Below are 20,688 nucleotides of genomic sequence, written 5' to 3'. Positions count from 1 at the left end.
TACCCGCATTGCGGGCAGGGGTGGTATCAAATGTGATCAGTCCTGCGGGATAACCCGCAGGTTCAGCTCCATCAACTGATCTGGGGTCGGCTCGGATGGGGCTGCCATCATCAGGTCTTCGGCGCGTTGGTTCATCGGGAACATGATAACCTCGCGAATGTTAGCCTCGTCTGCCAACAGCATCACGATCCGATCGATACCTGCAGCACAGCCACCGTGCGGAGGGGCGCCATACTGGAAGGCGTTAACCATACCGCCAAAACGCTTTTCAACCTCATCCTTACCGTAACCCGCAATTTCAAAGGCTTTGAACATGATCTCGGGGCGGTGGTTCCGGATCGCGCCTGAGACCAACTCGTAGCCGTTGCACGACAGGTCATATTGATAACCCAACACGTCCAGCGGGTTGCCCTCGAGCGCGGCCATGCCACCCTGCGGCATCGAGAACGGGTTGTGCTCGAAGTCAATTTTACCAGATTCTTCGTCCTGCTCGTAAATCGGGAAATCCACGATCCAAGCGAATGCAAAACGATCTTTGTCGGTTAGACCTAGTTCTTCGCCGATGACGTTACGGGCTTTGCCCGCGATGGTCTCAAACGCCTTAGGCTTACCACCCAGGAAGAAGGCCGCATCGCCGACACCAAGGCCTAACTGCTGACGAATGGCCTCGGTGCGCTCTGATCCAATGTTCTTAGCCAAAGGTCCGGCTGCTTCCATACCCTCACCCTGATCACGCCAGAAGATATAACCCATGCCGGGCAGGCCTTCTTTTTGTGCAAAAGCATTCATCCGGTCGCAGAATTTGCGTGAACCGCCCTTTGGCGCCGGAATAGCGCGAATCTCAGTACCCTCTTGCTCCAGCAGCTTGGCGAAGATGGCAAAGCCCGACCCCCGGAAATGATCCGAGACCACCTGCATCTTGATCGGGTTGCGCAGGTCAGGCTTGTCAGAGCCATACCAAAGCGCCGCATCACGATACGAGATTTGCGGCCATTCCTGATCAACCGGACGACCACCGCCGAATTCTTCAAAGATCCCAGCCAGCACGGGTTGAATGGTGTCAAAAACGTCCTGCTGCTCAACAAACGACATCTCAAGATCAAGCTGATAGAAATCTGTTGGCGAGCGGTCAGCACGTGGATCTTCATCGCGGAAACACGGCGCAATTTGGAAATACTTGTCAAAGCCCGACACCATGATCAGCTGTTTGAACTGCTGTGGGGCCTGTGGCAGCGCATAGAACTTACCGGGGTGCAGACGGGAGGGCACCAGAAAGTCGCGCGCACCTTCAGGGCTGGAGGCGGTGATGATCGGCGTTTGATATTCGCGGAAATTGATATCCCACATGCGGCGGCGAATTGAGGCAACAACATCAGATCGCATAATCATGTTGCGCTGCATCACTTCGCGGCGCAGATCAAGGTAACGATAACGAAGGCGGGTTTCCTCGGGGTATTCCTGATCACCAAACACGATGAGAGGAAGCTCTTCTGAACTGCCCAAAACCTCAAGATCGCGTACGAACACTTCGACTTCGCCGGTTGGCAGTTTTGTGTTCACCAGACTTTCATCTCGGGCTTTGACCTCACCATCGATGCGAATGCACCATTCGGAACGAACGTTTTCAACGTCAGCAAATGCCGGGCTATCGGGATCACATAGAACCTGCGTTACACCATAATGATCGCGCAAATCGATAAACAGAATGCCGCCGTGGTCCCGAATGCGGTGCACCCAGCCTGACAGGCGGACAGGTTGTCCAACATTGGATTTGTTCAGTTCTGCGCATGTATGGCTGCGATATGCGTGCATGATGCCCTTTCCGGCCCCGCGTGGGGCGCTATTCCGATCGGCGTCGATACACCTTGGCCGGGGGCTAAAGTCAAGGGGGGCGGGTCAGATGACACCGCACAATTTCGAAAAAACACCGTATCTGCCAAATTCAACGCCCTAAGCCATACAAGCGGTGCTGAATATCGTGGATCAGACCATGCGGGATGGGATCAATCCGCGCAGTGAATTACCGACCCAGATCTGCCGCGCCTGATTGAGATCATCCAGCGTAATGATCTGCTCAGCGTAGCGCCCACAGGCGATCTCGCAGTGGCGGAGCACCCCCGGTAACAGTCCCGAGGTCAACGGCGGCGTGACTAATGCCCTCTTAGCTGTCTCAATAAAGATGTTTGTAATGGTTCCCTCGCACACCTCGCCGCGTTCATTCAGGAATATTAACTCGTCCACACCGGTTGGCAGATTTGCACGCGTTTGATCGTAGAGTGTTCTTTGCGTTGTCTTATAGGCCAACCAAATCGTATCGCTTTTCAGGCGTTCTGGTGCGACGGCCAGTGTCCATTTGCCCACAGGAGTCTCGCTCATCTGCGCCGTGACCAGGTCAACTTTCCCGAAGGGGTCCAGTGTCATGCGGCATCTAAGAGCGACTTCGCTGGTGATGGCGTTAGCCATGTCACAGGCCTGATCACGATCAAAAGCAATGCCAAAGGCCGCCGCCGATTTTGACAAACGTTCCAGATGCAGATCCAGCCGCATACATCCCAGCTCCGGCGCAAACCCAAAGGTTTCGATCAGTCGGAAGTTCGGGTCAGAAGGCGGGCAAAGCGGGTTTTCCATAACGCTTCCTCATATTCGCTTTCGGCGGTGCTGTCATAGACGACGCCGCCGCCCACATTCATCGTGACGTGGGTGTTCTCCATCATCAAGGTGCGGATCGCGACGTTAAACTCAGCATGTCCATCCGGTGCGGCCCAACCGATAGTACCGCAATAGATATCGCGCGCCTGATATTCCAGCTCGGCAATGATCTCCATCGCGCGCAACTTGGGGGCCCCGGTGATTGAACCACACGGGAAAAGCGCCCGGAAAATATCGGACAGTTCAGTGCCCGCATGCATCTGCCCCGCCACAAGTGAGGTCATCTGATGCACGGTCTCAAAGCTTTCAATCGCAAAGAGTTCCGGCACCTCAACACTGCCCACCTCGCAAATACGTGAAATATCATTGCGCAGCAAATCCACAATCATCAGATTTTCGGCACGGTTCTTTTCATCCGTTTGCAAAAAATAGCGGCGCCGCGCGTCTTCAGTTGCATCTTCACTGCGCGGCTGCGTACCTTTCATAGGGCGGGTTTCAACCCGGCCATCGGGTGTGGTTTTAAAGAACAGCTCGGGGGAGCGCGACAGGATATCCGGGCGGCCCGCCTCCTGTATCATCGCGCCGTAGCGCACGGGCTGAACCTCGCAAAGTGCGCGATATATTGCTTCGGCCTCACCCTGCCCCTGAACCGCAAGCGGAAAGGTCAGATTGGCCTGATAAATATCGCCCGCGCAAATATAGTCATGCACCTTTTGAAATGCTTCTGCATAGGTCTCTTGATCCCAACCTGCCGCGAATTCCGCAAACCCTGCGTCAGCTTGTGCAAGTGGATCAGCCGCCTTGGGCCCCTCATATACACCGAAGTTCAGCAAAGGCAGGCGGCGATGTTGTGGCATCAGCGCATGCAGGCGTGGCTCCAGCACATAACCCAACTCATAACTGGCATAACCTGCCAACCAATGGCCCGCCTTGCGCGCCTCATCCAGTTGTTGCAAAGCATGTGGCACATCGGCGGGTTCAGCCGCCACAATCTGCTTTATTGGCTGGGAAAAACAGCAAGGGGCCTCGGATGGGCCATGATCAAAGCGAATCTTCACGCCATGCGCTCCGTCTGGTGATGGGTGTATCTACTCGCTTGCGCGCGAAATGACAGCCATTTTTCGGTATCTGGTTTCTGAATATTCAGAAAGGCCGGGTCACGTTGCCGGAATAGAAGTAAATTCCGAGACCAAAGATGAAAACGAGGTTCCCCCCAATGGCATGTAACAGCACAGCCTGCGGAAAGTTGCGCCCAATCGCATAGGAATGCGCAAACAATAGACTGCCGCAAAAGGTCATCAATGTCACAACGATATTCCAGTACATCAGATGCGCCAGTGCAAACAACGCGCTGTTCAACACTACGGCGGCACCGGGAGATGGGAGTATGGCCTTGTACCGCTCAAAGAACAGCGCGCGATAGACAATTTCCTGTGGCAAGGCCGAAAGAACCGGATAAAGCAGCAGAATCATAAGGAGCAGTGGTAAGTTGTGCCGCGCTAGACCAAAGGCCGCATGTGGCGCAAAATATATCACCACGGCATAGCAGACCACTGCCGTCGCAGCGAAAAAGCCAAAAATCACCGCCCAGTTTATGGCCGAAAAGCCACGATATAAATCACTATAACTAAAACTCGGCGTCCGGTAGAGCAGCCAAAGCCCCAAAAGCATCAATAAAAACAACGCCGAGAACAGCCAATTTGGTGGTAAAAAGACAGCCATGATAACTGGGGAAATCACAAAAATGCCAATCATTTCCAGCCATAACAACGCATGCCGCCTCGCCTGAATTAATTGGTGGTTCATTGGTTTTGCGTCCCTCGTGGTTTCCCCTTACATAGGTGAGGCGAGATGCGCTGCCAACAAGCTCTTGCACACAGACATTTGATGTCTATAACCCGCTTCAATTTGCCAGCTGTTGACACGAGGGACCCATGCCAAAAAGAACCGATATTTCATCCATCATGATCATCGGAGCCGGCCCAATCGTCATCGGCCAGGCATGTGAATTTGATTACTCTGGCGCACAAGCCTGTAAGGCGCTGCGCGAAGAGGGTTACCGGGTCATTCTGGTAAACTCGAACCCAGCCACAATCATGACCGACCCTGAGCTGGCCGATGCCACGTATATCGAGCCGATCACGCCCGAAGTAGTTGCCAAGATCATCGAAAAAGAACGTCCCGACGCATTGCTGCCCACGATGGGTGGACAAACCGGGTTAAACACCGCACTGGCGGTGGCAGATTTGGGCGTCTTGGATGAGTTCGGCGTCGAACTGATCGGTGCCAACCGCGAAGCCATTGAGATGGCCGAAGACCGCAAATTGTTCCGCGAAGCGATGGACCGTCTGGGCATCGAAAACCCACGTGCCACAATCGCCAACACCATAGAAGAATGCATGGACGCGCTTGACGACATCGGTCTGCCTGCAATCATTCGCCCCGCATTCACATTGGGCGGCACCGGCGGTGGTGTTGCGTATAACCGCGACGATTACGAATTTTACTGCAAATCCGGGCTTGATGCCTCGCCGGTCAATCAGATCCTGATTGATGAAAGCCTGCTGGGCTGGAAAGAATTCGAGATGGAGGTCGTGCGCGACAAAGCCGACAACGCCATCATCGTCTGCGCCATCGAAAACGTTGATCCGATGGGCGTGCATACTGGCGATTCCATCACCGTGGCCCCTGCCCTCACGCTGACCGACAAAGAATATCAGGCGATGCGCAACGACTCGATTGCTGTTCTGCGCGAGATCGGCGTCGAAACGGGTGGATCGAACGTACAATGGGCAATCAATCCCGAAGATGGCCGTATGGTTGTCATTGAAATGAACCCACGCGTCAGTCGGTCTTCCGCGCTAGCCTCCAAAGCCACTGGGTTCCCGATTGCCAAGATCGCGGCGAAGCTGGCGGTTGGTTATACGCTTGATGAGTTGGACAACGACATCACCAAAGTCACCCCGGCAAGCTTTGAGCCGACAATTGACTATGTTGTCACCAAAATCCCGCGCTTTGCATTTGAAAAGTTCCAAGGCTCAGAGCCAACCCTGACCACCGCGATGAAATCCGTGGGCGAGGTCATGGCCATCGGCCGCACGATCCACGAATCTTTGCAAAAAGCGCTGGCGTCGATGGAAACGGGACTGACCGGATTTGATGAAATCATCATTGAAGGTGCGCCAGATAAGGCCGCCGTGATCAAAGCGATCAGCCGCCAAACCCCGGACCGGATGCGCACCATTGCGCAAGCCATGCGGCATGGGCTGACGGATGATGAAATTCAGAATGCGACAGCGTTTGACCCTTGGTTCCTGGCCCGCATTCGCGAAATCGTCGACGCAGAAGAAAGCGTGCGTACCAACGGCCTGCCCAACACCGAGGCCGAATTGCGCGCCCTCAAGATGTTGGGCTTTACCGACGCACGTTTGGCAACGCTGACCGGCTTTACCGAAGCGGATGTACGCCGCACACGCCAAGCGGCAGGTGTCACTGCCGTCTTCAAGCGGATCGACACCTGTGCGGCTGAATTTGAGGCGCAAACACCTTATATGTATTCCACCTATGAGGCCCCAATGATGGGCGAGGTAGAATGCGAAGCTCGCCCCAGCGAGCGCAAGAAGGTTGTCATCTTGGGCGGCGGTCCAAACCGGATCGGCCAAGGGATCGAATTTGATTATTGCTGCTGCCACGCCTGTTATTCGCTAACCAAAGCCGGTTATGAAACCATCATGATCAACTGTAATCCGGAAACGGTTTCAACCGATTATGACACCTCGGATCGTCTGTATTTTGAACCGCTGACGTTTGAACACGTGATGGAAATCCTGCGGGTAGAGCTGGAAAACGGCACCCTGCATGGTGTAATCGTACAGTTCGGTGGTCAAACTCCGCTGAAGCTGGCCAACGCACTTGAGGCCGAAGGCATTCCAATTCTGGGCACCTCGCCAGATGCGATCGATCTGGCTGAAGACCGCGAACGTTTTCAGGCACTGGTCAACCAACTGGGCCTTAAACAACCTAACAATGGCCTTGCCAGCACCGATGCGCAGGCGCTTGCGATTGCAGACGAAATTGGCTTCCCTCTGGTGATCCGCCCCTCTTACGTTCTGGGTGGCCGTGCGATGGAAATTGTTCGTGATACAGCCCAGTTGGAACGCTACATCAACGAGGCCGTAGTCGTCTCTGGCGATAGTCCGGTTTTGCTGGACAGTTATCTGTCCGGGGCTATCGAATGTGACGTTGACGCCCTGTGTGATGGCGAAAAGGTCCATGTCACGGGTATCATGCAGCACATCGAAGAGGCTGGAGTTCACTCCGGCGACAGTGCCTGCTCTTTGCCGCCGTATTCGTTGAGCGATGAAATCATCGCAGAAATCAAAAAGCAGTCCGAGGCGCTGGCTCTGGCGTTGAACGTGCGCGGCCTGATGAACGTGCAGTTTGCAGTCAAAGATGATGAGATTTACCTGATCGAGGTCAACCCACGCGCCAGCCGCACCGTGCCTTTCGTGGCCAAAGCGACAGATTCAGCAATTGCATCGATCGCGGCCCGCCTAATGGCTGGTGAGACGCTGGATGACTTTCCACACCGTGGCGATTACCCAGAAGACGCAAAACCCGGCTCCCTGCCGATGGCTGACCAGATGACATTGGCTGATCCAAATATGCCTTGGTTCTCGGTCAAAGAGGCGGTGATGCCGTTTGCCCGTTTCCCCGGCGTTGACACCATACTAGGGCCCGAGATGCGCTCTACCGGTGAGGTCATGGGTTGGGATGTCTCCTTCCCACGGGCCTTCCTCAAGGCGCAGATGGGTGCCGGTACATTCCTACCTGAAGAAGGTGCTGTATTCTGTTCGATCAAAGATTCCGATAAAACAGATCTGCTGGTTGAGACCGCGCAAACTCTGGTCGAGCTTGGCTTTACCATTGTTGCAACCCGTGGCACCGCTGCGTTTTTGGAACAGCATAGCATTGCCTGCCAGATCGTGAACAAAGTCTACGAGGGACGACCCAACATTGTTGATATGCTCAAGGATGGGCAAATTTCGTTGGTTATCAATACGACCGAAGGTGCACAAGCCGTCGAAGACAGCCGTGAAATTCGTTCCGTCGCGCTTTATGATAAGTTGCCTTACTATACGACATCTGCAGCTGCACATGCGGCAGCAATGGCAATGAAGGCCCGTCAGGAGGGTGACATCGAGGTCACACCGTTGCAGGGCACTCGTTAATCACTCGCCTCGCCTGAAATTAACTCATTGGAAAACAATGATTAATTTCAGGCCTCCGCAGCTATGCTTAACGAGCGTGGCTGCGTTGCGAAAAATGCATATATTTTGCTGCATTTTGTCATTGCGAATGCGTAAAAAAGGATTATTTGCGAGTTATCGATGCAGATGGCATCAGAATCAACAGTGCCCTTCATGTAAGGAGGCCGACATGAACCGTGACCAATTGAACCGCGAAATCCGTAACGGTGCAGGATCTTGGCAGGCACTGGCCGTTGTATACGGCCTGATCGTGCTGACGATGGTTTTATCAGCCGCATCTTAATTAGAATTTGGCCTCATAAAGAAAACGGCGGCTCCACTGGAGCCGCCGTTTTTGTTTTAAGTATCGTGTTTAGCTTTAGCTGCTGATTTTTGCAGCAGCGGCATCACCCAAATTATCAACACCGCGCTCTTCCAGAAGCGTTGTCAACCAGTTCGGATCCATTTCAGGAACCGAGCTGAGCAACAGATCGGTATAGGGGTGGTGCGGTGGCTTGAACATATCATCCTTAGGCCCCTGCTCAACCACTTTACCATGCTGCATCACAATCACTTCGTCAGCGATTGAACGCACAGTCGCCAGATCGTGGGTGATGAACATATAAGCAAGGTTCAGTTCATCCTGCAGTCGGTCCAACAGACGTAGGATACCTTCCGCAACCAGCTGATCCAGAGCACTTGTCACCTCGTCGCAGACAATAAACGTCGGCTCAGCTGCAAGTGCGCGGGCGATACCAATACGCTGTTTCTGACCGCCAGAAAGCTCTGGTGGATATCGGTTGTAGTACTTGGATGGGTCAAGTTCCATCAGGTCAAGTATCTCGTCGACCCGGTTTTTCAATGCTGCCCCGGTAAGACCAGAATAGAACTGTGCTGGTCGCCCGATGATCTCGGATATCTTCACCTTGGGATTCAAAGCTGTATCCGCCATCTGATAAATCATCTGACACTGACGTAGCTCATCCTTTGACCGGTTACGATAATCCGGTGGGAACGGTGTACCATTGAATAGAACCTCACCTTTTTGAGGGGGCAAAAGGCCCGTGATACACCGCGCGGTCGTCGATTTTCCGGAACCGGATTCACCCACGACTGCGACAGTCATACCTGCGTAGATATCGAACGAGACATCGTTCAAAATCTTCGGGCCACTGGCGTATGCCGCGTCAACGTTTTTGACCGAAATCAGTGGCGTTGTATTTTCAGGACGGTATCGTTGTGGGCTTTCAAAGCTGCGCACAGCCCAGAGGGATTTAGTGTAATCCTCTTTCGGGTTGTTAAGCATCTCTTCAGTAGAGGCTTCTTCGACTTCATTGCCTTTCAACAGAACTTTGATCGTGTCCGCCATCTGCGCCACAACAGCCAAATCGTGCGTGATATAGATTGCCGCAGTGTTGAACTGATCAACGATATCACGGATCGCGGCTAGAACCTCGATCTGCGTGGTCACGTCAAGCGCTGTGGTTGGCTCATCAAAGATGATCAGGTCAGGACGACACGACATCGCCATCGCTGTCATCGCACGCTGCAGCTGACCACCCGATACCTGGTGAGGATACCGGAAACCGATTTCATCCGGGTTAGGCAGACGCAGACGATTATAGAGGTCAATCGCGTCTTCCTGTGCTTCCATCCGCTTTTGAATACGGTATTGAATTGGCGCTTCAGTATGTTGGTCGATGATTTTGTGCGACGGGTTGAACGATGCGGCAGCAGACTGCGCCACATACGCGATACGATTACCACGCAAAGCGCGCCTTTCGTTTTCAGTCGCCGTGGTCAGCTCCATTCCATCAAACTCGATCGAGCCTTCTGAGATGCGCGTGCCATCACGGGCATAGCCCATGGCACCGGCACCAATGGTAGACTTACCAGCGCCGGATTCACCGATCAGACCCATCACCTCGCCGCGGTGGAGGGTGAGATCGACACCTTTAATGATGTCGACCCACGTTTCATCAGAATACCCCTGAATCTTCAGGTCCCTGATTTTCAGAAGAACGTCTTTGTTCTTAATCATGTCTTATTTCTCCTTCAGACCTGAGGACCGGAACAGCATCCAGTCAACAACGAAGTTGACCGCAACCGTCAGCAAAGCAATGGCCGCAGCAGGGATCAGTGGGGTAAGTTCACCAAACGAGATCAGTGTTGCGTTCTCACGCACCATTGAACCCCAGTCGGCTGTTGGCGGCTGGATACCAAGCCCAAGGAAGGACAGGCCAGCAACCAGCAGGAACACGAAGCAGAACTCCAGTCCGAATTCCGCCACCAGTGGCGCTGTCGAGTTCGGCAGGATTTCTTTGCGGATCAGATAACCTGTTCCCTCACCGCGCAGCTTGGCCGCTTCGATGTAATCCATAACCACGACATCCCCTGCGACCGCACGTGTCAAACGGAAGACACGTGGAGCATAGATGATTGCCACGGCGATGATGATCACGATCATGCTTGAGCCAAAGATTGACAGCATCAAAAGAGCAAAAATCAATGATGGGATTGACATAATCACATCGGCGAAACGCCCCATGAACTGATCAAACCATCCACCCTTTGTTGCGGCCAACATACCAGCCCCTGCTCCCATAATGAACGCAGCGATAGTTGCGGATAATGATAACCCAACAGAGTTACGTGCACCGTATACAATCCGGCTAAACATATCCCGGCCAAGCTGGTCCGCGCCCAGTAGCATGTTTTCATCTGCCGGAGCAAAAGCGGACGAGATAATCTCAGCCTCACCAAACGGTGCAATCCACGGCGCAAAGATGCCTGCGATCGCATAGGTGAAGATGATAAACATCCCGAAGGCTGCGGTCAGCGGTGCTGTCCGAAGCTCTTTGGCCGTATTGTCCGAAACCATCATGATCAGGAACTCGCGGAAGGCATAGGATACCATCGCGGCCATCGCCAGAATACCAGCAAAGATGACAACCATTTTCAGCGCACCGGTTCCGCCAACGATCCCCAAGATAAAGGAAACGAGTGTCAGCGAAAACAGCAGCAGAAAGACTGACCGCTTGTTGAAGTAGGCCGCCAGGCAGGACCCGACGAGTAGAATGGCATAGTAGCCAATTACAAAAATGCTCATGTCATCCCCTCCTTATTTCGGATGCCGCAGACGCGGGTTGGTTAGAATTGCGCCAACGTCAGCTGCAAGGTTCAGCAAGATGAAGGTCGCAGCGAAAATCAGGCAACATGCGTTCACAACGGGAACGTCGCGTTTCGCAACAGCATCTACCAATAATTGTCCGATACCGGGGTAGACGAAGACCACCTCAACCAAGACCACACCAGTGATCAGATAGGCAAGGTTCAACGCAACAACGGTGATGATCGGAGCCCAAGCATTTGGCAAAGCGTGCTTTACGATGACGCGCCATGGCGGCACACCTTTCAGGCGGGCCATTTCGATATAAGGCGAAGCCAAGAGGTTGATAATCGCGGCGCGTGTCATCCGCATCATATGGGCCGTGACCACCAGAACCATCGTCAAGGCGGGCAGGAATGTCCGGTACATCTTGTCCAAAAGTGTCATGTCATCATTCAGGCTGGCAATCGCCGGGAACATGCCCCACTTCACCGCAAAGTAAAGAATAAGGATGTAGCCGAGAAAAAACTCAGGTGATGAAATGAACGACAGTGTGACAACGTTAGCAACGCGGTCAAAGATGGAATTGCGCAGCAAGGCCACCACAACACCCAACAAGATCGAGATCGGTATAGCGATCATGGCAGCATAAGCGGCCAGGAACAGCGTATTTGCAAATCGTTCGCTGATGGCAGCAGCAACGGAATCACCCGTTACAATCGATGTACCAAAATTGAACACAACAGCCCCACGGAGCCAATCAAGGTAGCGTACGATCGCGGGTTGATCCAACCCCATCTCTTTACGCAACGCAGCAAGGTTTTCCTCGGTTGCACCTTGGCCAAGCACGGCTTGTGCAACATCTCCTGGCAGCAACTCGATCATAAAGAAAATTATGGCCGAGATCACCAACAGGATGACCAAACCTAATCCGAGCCGCTTTCCAACGAGCCCTAGTATGTCTCCCATCTGTCCCTCCTTCTGTCTGCGCAGGTCGCAAATGCCAATGATGGCCGTGCTCCGCGCCCTTACAGCGTTATTATCCTTTGCAAAGCCGAATATTCAGCCTGCTAAAGTTGGTGGCCCTGATGCTCAAATGGGATTTGCAGCACCTGGGCAATTGAAGCCTGACAAGCTCAGGCCAAACGAAATTGGCCATTCTTCACGAATGGCCAAAGAAGATTAGATTGCGTGCATTGAAGGATGTGTCCTTGCACGCTCTCCCAACACATTGGGTAGTAATTTATTGTGAAAGATTGGCATGATCCAAAACCGCGAGACGGGCCAATAGATGGTGTATCGTCTTCTTCGCTTTTTACGGCAGGATTCATGTGCACTCCCTGGTTATCTGCTGAACGCATCTCATTCTTGATGTGAGATCTCTGCCAAATCTTGTAGATCATTTAGCCCCGCGAACAGCCTGAATACGACATAGACCCAACAAAACACGAAAGGTCCGTCACATCTACCCTTTAGTTAATCAAATCATGTTTTTTTAAAATTTCCCGCTACCAAAGGCTTAAAGCATTGGTGTAACAAGGGTTTTCGCCAGAAAACACTTGACCTAAATTGGTTTACGGGTTTCGTCGAGTGCGCAATTTGGTGAAAAAATCTAACCGTTTTTTAAGCTCTCGTTCAAAACCACGCTCTACCGGGTGATAATATACGGGGCGCTTCATCGTTTCGGGAAAATAATTCTGTCCTGAAAAACCATCCTCGGCATCATGATCATAGGCATAGCCGGCTCCATAGCCCTGTTCTTTCATTAACTTGGTTGGTGCGTTCAGAATATGCTTTGGTGGTGGCTCGCTACCTGTGCGTCGGGCCTCATTTATTGCTGCCTTATAAGCCACATAGGTGGCATTCGACTTAGGTGCCAAGGCCAGATAAGTCACCGCTTGCGCCAAGGCCAGCTCTCCTTCGGGACTGCCAAGACGTTCATAAAGCTCCCAAGCGTGCATACAGATCGTTTGCGCCTGCGGGTCGGCCAAACCGATATCCTCGACAGCCATTCGTGTGATTCGCCGTGCAAGGTAGCGCGGATCCTCTCCACCGCCCAACATGCGTGCCAGCCAATAAAGCGCTGCATCCGGGTCTGAACCGCGCACAGACTTGTGCAAGGCTGAGATCAGATTGTAATGCTCATCCCCGCCTTTGTCGTACTTTGCCGCCCGTTTCATCAAACGTTTGGTCAACGCATCGGTGTTGAGCTTTCCATCAACTTTCCATGCCGCCACCTGTTCAATCAGATTTAGCAAAGCCCGACCATCACCATCGGCCATTTCCAGCAACGCTTCGCGCGCGGGCCCATCTAATGGTAAGGCACAGCTCAATTCTGATTCCGCCCGTTGCACCAACCGTTCGAGCTCAGCCAATTCCAACCGCTCCAACACCAGCACCTGCGCCCGGCTAAGCAAAGCGGCGTTGAGCTCAAACGAGGGGTTTTCCGTGGTTGCCCCGACCAGAAGAATGGTGCCATCCTCCATGTACGGCAAAAAACCGTCCTGTTGCGCTTTATTGAAGCGATGGATTTCATCCACAAACAAAAGCGTCCCCTGCCCGTTTGATCGACGCAAGCGAGCTTCCTCAAAAACTTTGCGCAGCTCAGGAACACCAGTAAAGATCGCACTGATCTGCACAAAACGCAGGTCTGTTTCATCCGCCAATAAGCGCGCGATTGTGGTTTTCCCCACTCCCGGTGGGCCCCACAATATGAGCGATGAAAGGCTGCCAGACGCCAGCATGACGCCAAGCGGCGCATCAGGGCCAAGAACCTGTTCCTGACCAATCACCTCCGCCAAACGGCGCGGGCGCAGCCGGTCGGCCAACGGATGGGGTGCGGTTTGTGGCGCGTCAGAAGTCGATGAGGAAAACAGGTCAGACATGATCAGAGCTTATAACGCAAAGACAGCCGACGCGAGCCACGCATAACATCAAGGCGCAGATACTCACGCGTCTTGCGCATCAGGGTGGCAGCCATATTGCTATTAAGGATTGGCCGCCCGTTAACTTCGGCGACTACATCCCCGTGGCGCAACCCCAAACGTGCGCCGATAGGACCGGGATCTTCGACAATCGCCCCTTCCGACATCAGCGGCAGGTTATACTCGGCAATCACCGCTGGATTGATGGTTGATAGAACCAGCTCCGGCACAGGTGATTCGCGCCCGGTTGTCATCGTGTCCCGATCTGGCGTTTCTGGTGCTGCCATCAGGGCAACCGCGATGTCCTCGCTCTGCCCATCTCGAATGCGGGTAACTAGAGATTCCTTGCCAATTCCTGCCACCGACATACGGTAAATCATCTCAGCCGGCGTATTGACCGAATAGTCATCTACTGCGGCAATGATATCACCGGATTCAAACCCGGCGTCGCGAAACGGGCTTTGCATGTGGAGTTGCGACAGGATCAAGCCACCGGGGCGATCCAACCCCAATCCATCAGCCACGTCTGAAGTGACAGTTTGGCCTGTCACCCCCGCCCAAGGGCGCTGAAACACCTCATATCCTTCGTGCATTTGAGACAGGAACTGTGCAACCAAAGCCGAGGGAATAGCGAAACCAATGCCATTCGACCCCCCTGAGCGCGACAAGATTGAGGTATTGATTCCAATAAGATGGCCTTCAATATCCACCAAGGCCCCGCCAGAGTTTCCTGGATTGATTGGCGCATCTGTCTGGATAAAATATCCCCGGCTGTTACCGGTGGCCGTGCCTGATCTGGCAAGGCCCGAGACGATCCCGCTGCTCACAGTCTGGCCCACCCCAAACGGATTGCCGATGGCCAAAACCAGCTCTCCCACTTCCACGTCATCGGAATCGCGAAGCGCTAGGTACGGTAGATTACTTGCATCTTCTAGTTTGAGAATGGCCAGGTCGCTTTCCTGATCGCCCAGCAGGACTTTGGCATCGTATTCGCGGCCATCTTGAGCGACGACACGGATTTCTGAGGCCATACCAACAACATGGTAGTTGGACACGACGATGCCATCCTCAGACAGGATAACACCGGAGCCGAGTGAGTTTTCAATACGCGGGCGCGGATTACTTAAACCTTTGAAGAAATGTTCAAAAAACGGATCGCCCTGAAACGGGCTACGCCGTCCCTGATGGATAATACGGGCATAGATGTTTACCACGGCGGGGGCCGCTTGCTTGACCACAGGCACAAAGCTCAGACTGACTTCGGCCTGCGACTTGGGCACCTGCGTTTCGGCCAAGGCAGGTGGAGCCAAAAGCATGGATAACAAAACACAAAGTCGCAGCATCAGAGCCTCTTAATTCTATGCAGGAAAGATATGAAATCTGCAGACAAAAGATACAAGGGTCTTACTCGCAAAAGAAAACCCCCGCCAAAGGCAGGGGTTCTGTTCTCAGCCGTAGCTAAAAATTCTCTTATTATTCAGCAGCTTCTTCTGCTGCAACGCGGGCTTTGTCAGCTGCGCCTTTGGCATCAACGTCGCGGTCAACGAATTCGATGATCGCCATTGGTGCCATGTCGCCATAACGGAAGCCGGCCTTCAAGACGCGGACATAGCCACCCTGACGCTCTTTGTAGCGGGGGCCAAGAATATCAAACAGTTTGCTAACGTATTGATCTTCTTTCAACTGTGCTGCGGCCTGACGACGCGCGTGCAAATCGCCGCGTTTACCCAAAGTGATCAGCTTTTCGATGATCGGGCGCAGTTCTTTTGCTTTTGGCAAAGTTGTTTTGATTTGCTCATGTTCGATGAGCGAGCCGGCCATGTTGGCCCACAGAGCCTTGCGGTGTTCGTGGGTCCGGTTCAGGCGGCGATAGCCTCGTGCGTGACGCATTGTAGTCTCCTAAGTGTTTTTTTGCTTTGTCTGGCCAGCGATGCGTGTCGCCAACTCTCCTTGGGGCGGGATTGCCCGGAATTTGCGTACAAGTTGTACAACCTGTACGCGGTTTTTGTACGTTTCTGGCTTTAGAAAGCGTCTTCGAACTTTTTCGCCAGATCTTCGATGTTGTCGGGTGGCCAGTCTTCGACGTCCATGCCGAGGTGCAGGCCCATTCCGGACAACACTTCTTTGATCTCGTTAAGCGACTTGCGGCCAAAGTTTGGCGTGCGCAGCATTTCTGCTTCGGTCTTTTGGATGAGATCGCCGATGTAAACGATGTTGTCGTTCTTGAGGCAGTTGGCCGAACGCACAGACAGTTCCAGCTCGTCCACTTTCTTGAGCAGAAGTGGGTTGAACTCGAGACCATCGTCTTCGTCCTGACGACCGGCAGCTTCTGGCTCTTCGAAGTTGACGAAGATCGACAATTGATCCTGAAGAATACGCGCAGCAAATGCCACGGCATCGTCAGGCGTCAGTGAGCCGTCTGTTTCAACTTTCATGGTCAGTTTGTCATAATCGAGAACCTGACCTTCACGTGTTGGCTGAACGTCGTAGCTGACGCGAACAACAGGCGAATAGATCGCATCAACCGGGATCAGGCCAATTGGCGCATCTTCTGGTTTGTTCTTGTCGGCGGCAACGTAGCCTTTGCCTGTATTGACGGTCAGTTCCATGAACAGATCCGCGCCGTCATCAAGGTGACAGATAACGTGCTCTTTGTTCAGGATTTCGATGCCAGCACTGTCAGTGATGTCAGCAGCCGTTACAACGCCCGGACCTTTTGCAGTGATCGACAGGCGCTTAGGCCCTTCGACTTCCATACGCAGGGCAACGCCCTTCAGGTTCAGAACCATGTCGGTGACGTCTTCACGTACACCAGCAACGGATGAGAATTCATGCAGAACGTTATCGATCTGAATGCTTGTGATGGCTGCGCCTTGCAGCGACGACAAAAGCACGCGACGCAGCGCGTTGCCAAGTGTCAGACCAAAACCGCGTTCCAGCGGCTCTGCCGTTACAACAGCTTGACGCAGCGGGTCATTGCCCGGTTTTACGTCCAACTGTGTTGGCTTGATCAGTTCTGCCCAGTTCTTATGGATCATGCTGTCCCTCCATTCTTGTTCCCGGCTCCATGTCCAAATGCCGGAAACGCCCGAGGTTACAAATTGACGGAATGGGACCGGGAAAAATCACCCAGCCCCACCCTAATAATTGCGGATTAAACCCGACGACGCTTTGGTGGGCGGCAGCCGTTGTGTGCGATTGGGGTCACATCACGGATCGAAGTGATGTTGAAACCAACTGCAGCCAGAGCACGCAGTGCTGATTCACGACCCGAACCTGGGCCTTGAACTTCGACTTCGAGAGTTTTCATGCCATGATCCTGAGCCTTGCGGCCTGCGTCTTCGGCAGCCATCTGAGCGGCGTAAGGTGTCGATTTACGCGACCCTTTGAAGCCCATGGTGCCCGCGGACGACCATGCGATAGCATTGCCCTGAACGTCAGAGATCAGGATTTTGGTGTTGTTGAAAGAAGAGTTCACGTGAGCAACGCCAGTGGCGATGTTCTTGGAGACCTTCTTTTTGGTGCGTTTGGTATCACGTGCCATTGATCAGCCCTCCTTATTTCTTCTTGCCAGCAATGGCCTTTGCAGGGCCTTTGCGTGTACGTGCGTTTGTGTGAGTACGCTGACCGCGAACCGGCAGGTTACGACGGTGGCGCAGGCCACGGTAGCAGCCGAGATCCATCAGGCGTTTGATGTTCATCTGCGTTTCGCGGCGCAGGTCACCTTCGACGTTGTATGTGGCGTCGATGTGCTCACGAACGGCCAGAACTTCAGCATCGCTGAGTTCATTTACACGACGTGAGGCGTCAATGTTGACGGCTTCGCAGATGGCTTTAGCCGAAGTGTGGCCAATTCCAGTGATATAAGTCAGGGCGATCGGGACCCGTTTGTGGGTCGGGATGTTAACGCCGGCGATACGTGCCAAGTGTCATTTTCCTTTTGCGTTGCGGGTCCGTAGTACCAGACCCTTTTTTCACAACGTAAGCCCGAAGCGTTTAAGCATCGGGCCGCAGCTGAATTCAGGTGATCGATTCTCGCCGGGGGCGACCCGGTTAAAGAATCGTATCTCTATAGAGATAGCGCTGGTTATGAGGAAATCGCGGGGCCGTCAAGACCCCGCAGAATCATTTAGCCAAGCGCGTTAGAAATCGAGGCTTTCACCTCGTCAATTTCGCCCAGACCATTGACCGACTCCAGCATGCCTTTGGCATAGTAATAGCCCAGCAGTGGTGAAGTCTTTTTGTAATATTCCATCAGGCGGTTTTTGAGGCTGTCCTCGTTATCGTCCGCGCGACGGTTAAAGCCTTTGGCCTGACCGCATTTGGTGCAGGTTTCATCGGCTGGGATCGGTTTGGTTATGTCGTTGTACACTTCACCACAGCCTGCACAGGTTGACCGTGCGGTGATGCGGCTGACCAATGCGCTGTCGTCGACTTGCATCTCAATCACGGCATCGAGTGTTTCGCCGCATTCTTCCAGCAGTTTGCCCAAAGCATCCGCCTGTGGCAGCGTGCGGGGGAAGCCATCAAAGATGAAGCCCCCACCCTTTTCGCCTTGTAGCTTTTCGCGGATCAGGCCGATCACGATCTCATCGGTGACCAGATCGCCACGCGCCATAACATCGGCAACAATTTTGCCCATCTCGGTCCCGCTATCTTTGGCTTCGCGTAACATGTCCCCAGTAGACAGTTGGGTCATGTTGCGTTCATCAACCAAGATATGTGCTTGTGTGCCTTTACCGGCACCCGGTGGTCCGAGAAGAATGATGTTCATCGACGAGCAGCTCCCTTTCTGCGAGCGCGCTTTTTACCTTTGCCGCTCAATTGTGATTTTTCGATCAGGCCCTCATATTGATGCGCCAGAAGGTGCGATTGCACTTGCTGGATTGTATCCATTGTGACCGAGACCACAATAAGAACCGACGTGCCACCAAAGTAAAACGGAATTTGGAATTGGCTACGCATAATTTCAGGTAAGAGACAAACTGCCGCAAGGTAGGCCGCACCGATGACCAGAACCCGGTTGACCACATATTCCAGATATTCGGCGGTTTTCTTGCCTGGGCGAATGCCCGGAATGAAACCGTTCTGGTTTTTGAGGTTATCCGCAACATCATCAGGCTTGAACGCCACATTGAAGGTATAGAAGTAAGCGAAGAACACGATCATCAGCGTGAAGAACGCCAGATAGAGCGGCTGACCGGGGCCAAAGTAGGCCAGAACAACCGACATGAAACCGCCAGATTGATTGCCCGAGAAGGTGCTAACGGTGATCGGCAGCAGTAGCAGTGAGCTGGCAAAGATCGCTGGGATAACACCGGCTGGGTTTACTTTAACCGGCAAGTGGCTTGAGCCGCCATCATAGACCTTCATGCCCACCTGGCGGCGGGGGTATTGAATGTGGATCTTGCGCAGGCTGCGTTCCATGAACACAACAAAGGCAATCACAGCAACAATCATCACCAAAACACTGATGATCACGGCGGGGCTAACCGCACCAGAACGACCCGAGGCAAGGAATTGCGCCAGAGCGGCAGGCACTTCGGCGATGATACCAACGAAGATGATCAGGGAAATACCGTTACCGATGCCGCGGGCGGTGATTTGCTCACCCAGCCACATCAGGAACATCGTGCCACCGACCAGTGTGATCATGCAGCTGGCAATAAAGAAGAAGCCCGGATTGGTGACCAGATCGCCCGATTGCATGCTGACGGCGAGACCGTAGGATTGCAACGTGGCCAGACCAACAGTACCGAAGCGCGTGTATTGGTTGATCTTCTTGCGGCCCTGCTCGCCTTCTTTCTTAAGCTGTTCCAATGCTGGAACCATGGCGGTCAGAAGCTGAATGATGATCGATGCAGAGATATACGGCATAATGCCCAGCGCAAAAATCCCCATACGGCCCAAGGCACCACCGGTGAACATCGACAAGATGCCGCCAATGCCGGTTGCCGCCTCTTCCATGAATTCACGCAGCGCTTGGCCATCAATACCCGGCACAGGGATGTATGTGCCCAAGCGATAGATGATCAGTACAATAAGGGTGAAAACGATGCGTTTACGGAGATCAGTTGCTTTGCCAAGCGCGGACCAGCTTGTGTTGGCCGCCATTTGTTCTGCTGCAGATACCATGAATAGGTCTCTTTCATAATCAAACGCCGCCTAAGGTCGTTTTCCGACCCAGGCGGCGTTTTAAGGAAAACTTGGGGTTTATCTAAGCGGCGCGCACGCCGCTCACAAGTTTTTATTCGGCTGCCTGCGCGGTTGTGACTGTTAGTGAGCCACCTGCTTTTTCAACTGCTTCAACAGCTGATTTCGACGCGCCGGTCACTTCGATCTTCAGTTTCGATGTCACTTCGCCTTTGGCCAGAACGCGAACACCGTCCAGCTTGCGACGGATCAGGCCGCTTTCCAGCAGCGCATCTTCAGTGATCGCAGCTTTGGCGTCGATTTTCTTGGCGTCGATGAATTTCTGGATCAGGCCCAGGTTAATAACAGCGTACTGCTTGCGGTTTGGCTTGTTGAAGCCACGCTTTGGCAGACGTTGGTACAGGGGCATCTGGCCGCCTTCGTATCCACCGATGGATACACCCGAACGGGATTTCTGACCTTTGATACCACGGCCAGCAGTTTTACCCATGCCGGAGCCGGGACCACGGCCAACGCGCTTGCGTTTTTTGGTTGCGCCAGGATTGTCGCGCAGTTCATTGAGTTTCATATCGCTTCTCCTTTGCCGGATATGCCCCCGAAGCGT

Annotated in this window: 17 protein-coding genes; 1 reads left to right on the top strand and 16 read right to left on the bottom strand. The window is 53.4% G+C overall.

Features of this window, described 5'->3' with window-relative positions; genetic code table 11:
- Positions 1-36: 36 nt before the first annotated feature.
- From aspS to D9A02_RS08835, 4 genes are all read right to left on the bottom strand, one after another.
- Positions 37-1,812, bottom strand: coding sequence for an aspartate--tRNA ligase (gene aspS, locus D9A02_RS08855; RefSeq protein WP_120500631.1), 1,776 nt, complete (start codon positions 1,810-1,812; stop codon positions 37-39).
- 171 nt (positions 1,813-1,983) lie between these two features.
- The gene (locus D9A02_RS08845) at positions 1,984-2,628 is read right to left on the bottom strand and encodes an aminotransferase class IV family protein (RefSeq protein WP_120502451.1); all 645 of its coding nucleotides are present in this window, start codon (positions 2,626-2,628) and stop codon (positions 1,984-1,986) included.
- Positions 2,583-3,707 (bottom strand): aminodeoxychorismate synthase component I, encoded by a 1,125-nt coding sequence (locus D9A02_RS08840; protein WP_120500629.1) that lies wholly within the window; start codon positions 3,705-3,707, stop codon positions 2,583-2,585. The genes D9A02_RS08845 and D9A02_RS08840 overlap by 46 nt, the downstream gene beginning before the upstream one ends.
- A gap of 85 nt (positions 3,708-3,792) precedes the next feature.
- Positions 3,793-4,455 (bottom strand): CPBP family intramembrane glutamic endopeptidase, encoded by a 663-nt coding sequence (locus D9A02_RS08835; protein WP_120500628.1) that lies wholly within the window; start codon positions 4,453-4,455, stop codon positions 3,793-3,795.
- Positions 4,456-4,583: 128 nt separating this feature from the next.
- Between D9A02_RS08835 and carB the strand changes: the two genes are divergently transcribed.
- A complete protein-coding gene (carB, locus tag D9A02_RS08830) occupies positions 4,584-7,880 on the top strand; it encodes a carbamoyl-phosphate synthase large subunit (RefSeq protein WP_120500627.1) in 3,297 nt (1,098 codons plus the stop codon).
- A 397-nt stretch (positions 7,881-8,277) separates the two neighbouring features.
- Here the strand turns inward: carB and D9A02_RS08825 are convergent, their stop codons facing one another.
- The 12 genes from D9A02_RS08825 to rplO all read right to left on the bottom strand — a co-directional run bounded on the left by D9A02_RS08825 (position 8,278) and on the right by rplO (position 20,652).
- Positions 8,278-9,939, bottom strand: coding sequence for an ABC transporter ATP-binding protein (locus D9A02_RS08825; protein WP_120500626.1), 1,662 nt, complete (start codon positions 9,937-9,939; stop codon positions 8,278-8,280).
- Positions 9,940-9,942: 3 nt separating this feature from the next.
- A complete protein-coding gene (locus D9A02_RS08820) occupies positions 9,943-11,007 on the bottom strand; it encodes an ABC transporter permease (protein ID WP_120500625.1) in 1,065 nt (354 codons plus the stop codon).
- A gap of 12 nt (positions 11,008-11,019) precedes the next feature.
- On the bottom strand, positions 11,020-11,976 hold the full coding sequence (locus D9A02_RS08815) for an ABC transporter permease (RefSeq protein WP_120500624.1): 957 nt from the start codon (positions 11,974-11,976) through the stop codon (positions 11,020-11,022).
- Between the two features lie 605 nt (positions 11,977-12,581).
- A complete protein-coding gene (locus D9A02_RS08805; RefSeq protein WP_120500622.1) occupies positions 12,582-13,892 on the bottom strand; it encodes a replication-associated recombination protein A in 1,311 nt (436 codons plus the stop codon).
- 2 nt (positions 13,893-13,894) lie between these two features.
- Positions 13,895-15,274, bottom strand: a complete 1,380-nt coding sequence (locus D9A02_RS08800; RefSeq protein WP_120500621.1) for a trypsin-like peptidase domain-containing protein — start codon at positions 15,272-15,274, stop codon at positions 13,895-13,897.
- Positions 15,275-15,404: 130 nt separating this feature from the next.
- The gene (rplQ, locus tag D9A02_RS08795) at positions 15,405-15,821 is read right to left on the bottom strand and encodes a 50S ribosomal protein L17 (protein WP_120500620.1); all 417 of its coding nucleotides are present in this window, start codon (positions 15,819-15,821) and stop codon (positions 15,405-15,407) included.
- Between the two features lie 131 nt (positions 15,822-15,952).
- Complete coding sequence (locus D9A02_RS08790) at positions 15,953-16,969, bottom strand: DNA-directed RNA polymerase subunit alpha (protein ID WP_120500619.1); 1,017 nt, start codon at positions 16,967-16,969, stop codon at positions 15,953-15,955.
- Positions 16,970-17,085: 116 nt separating this feature from the next.
- Positions 17,086-17,475: a 30S ribosomal protein S11 gene (gene rpsK, locus D9A02_RS08785; RefSeq protein WP_085807362.1), complete on the bottom strand. Its 390-nt coding sequence runs from the start codon at positions 17,473-17,475 to the stop codon at positions 17,086-17,088.
- Between the two features lie 13 nt (positions 17,476-17,488).
- The gene (gene rpsM / locus D9A02_RS08780; RefSeq protein ID WP_120500618.1) at positions 17,489-17,857 is read right to left on the bottom strand and encodes a 30S ribosomal protein S13; all 369 of its coding nucleotides are present in this window, start codon (positions 17,855-17,857) and stop codon (positions 17,489-17,491) included.
- 203 nt (positions 17,858-18,060) lie between these two features.
- Positions 18,061-18,705 (bottom strand): adenylate kinase, encoded by a 645-nt coding sequence (locus D9A02_RS08775; protein ID WP_120500617.1) that lies wholly within the window; start codon positions 18,703-18,705, stop codon positions 18,061-18,063.
- Positions 18,702-20,066, bottom strand: a complete 1,365-nt coding sequence (gene secY / locus D9A02_RS08770; protein ID WP_120500616.1) for a preprotein translocase subunit SecY — start codon at positions 20,064-20,066, stop codon at positions 18,702-18,704. The genes D9A02_RS08775 and secY overlap by 4 nt, the downstream gene beginning before the upstream one ends.
- A 112-nt stretch (positions 20,067-20,178) precedes the next feature.
- The gene (rplO, locus tag D9A02_RS08765) at positions 20,179-20,652 is read right to left on the bottom strand and encodes a 50S ribosomal protein L15 (RefSeq protein WP_120500615.1); all 474 of its coding nucleotides are present in this window, start codon (positions 20,650-20,652) and stop codon (positions 20,179-20,181) included.
- Positions 20,653-20,688: the final 36 nt, after the last annotated feature.

It is taken from the genome of Roseovarius sp. EL26 (assembly GCF_900327775.1).
In the GTDB taxonomy this organism is placed as follows: Bacteria; Pseudomonadota; Alphaproteobacteria; order Rhodobacterales; family Rhodobacteraceae; genus Roseovarius.
The sequence above is the reverse complement of the archived record's forward strand: the minus strand, read 5'-3'. Positions and strand labels throughout refer to the sequence as shown.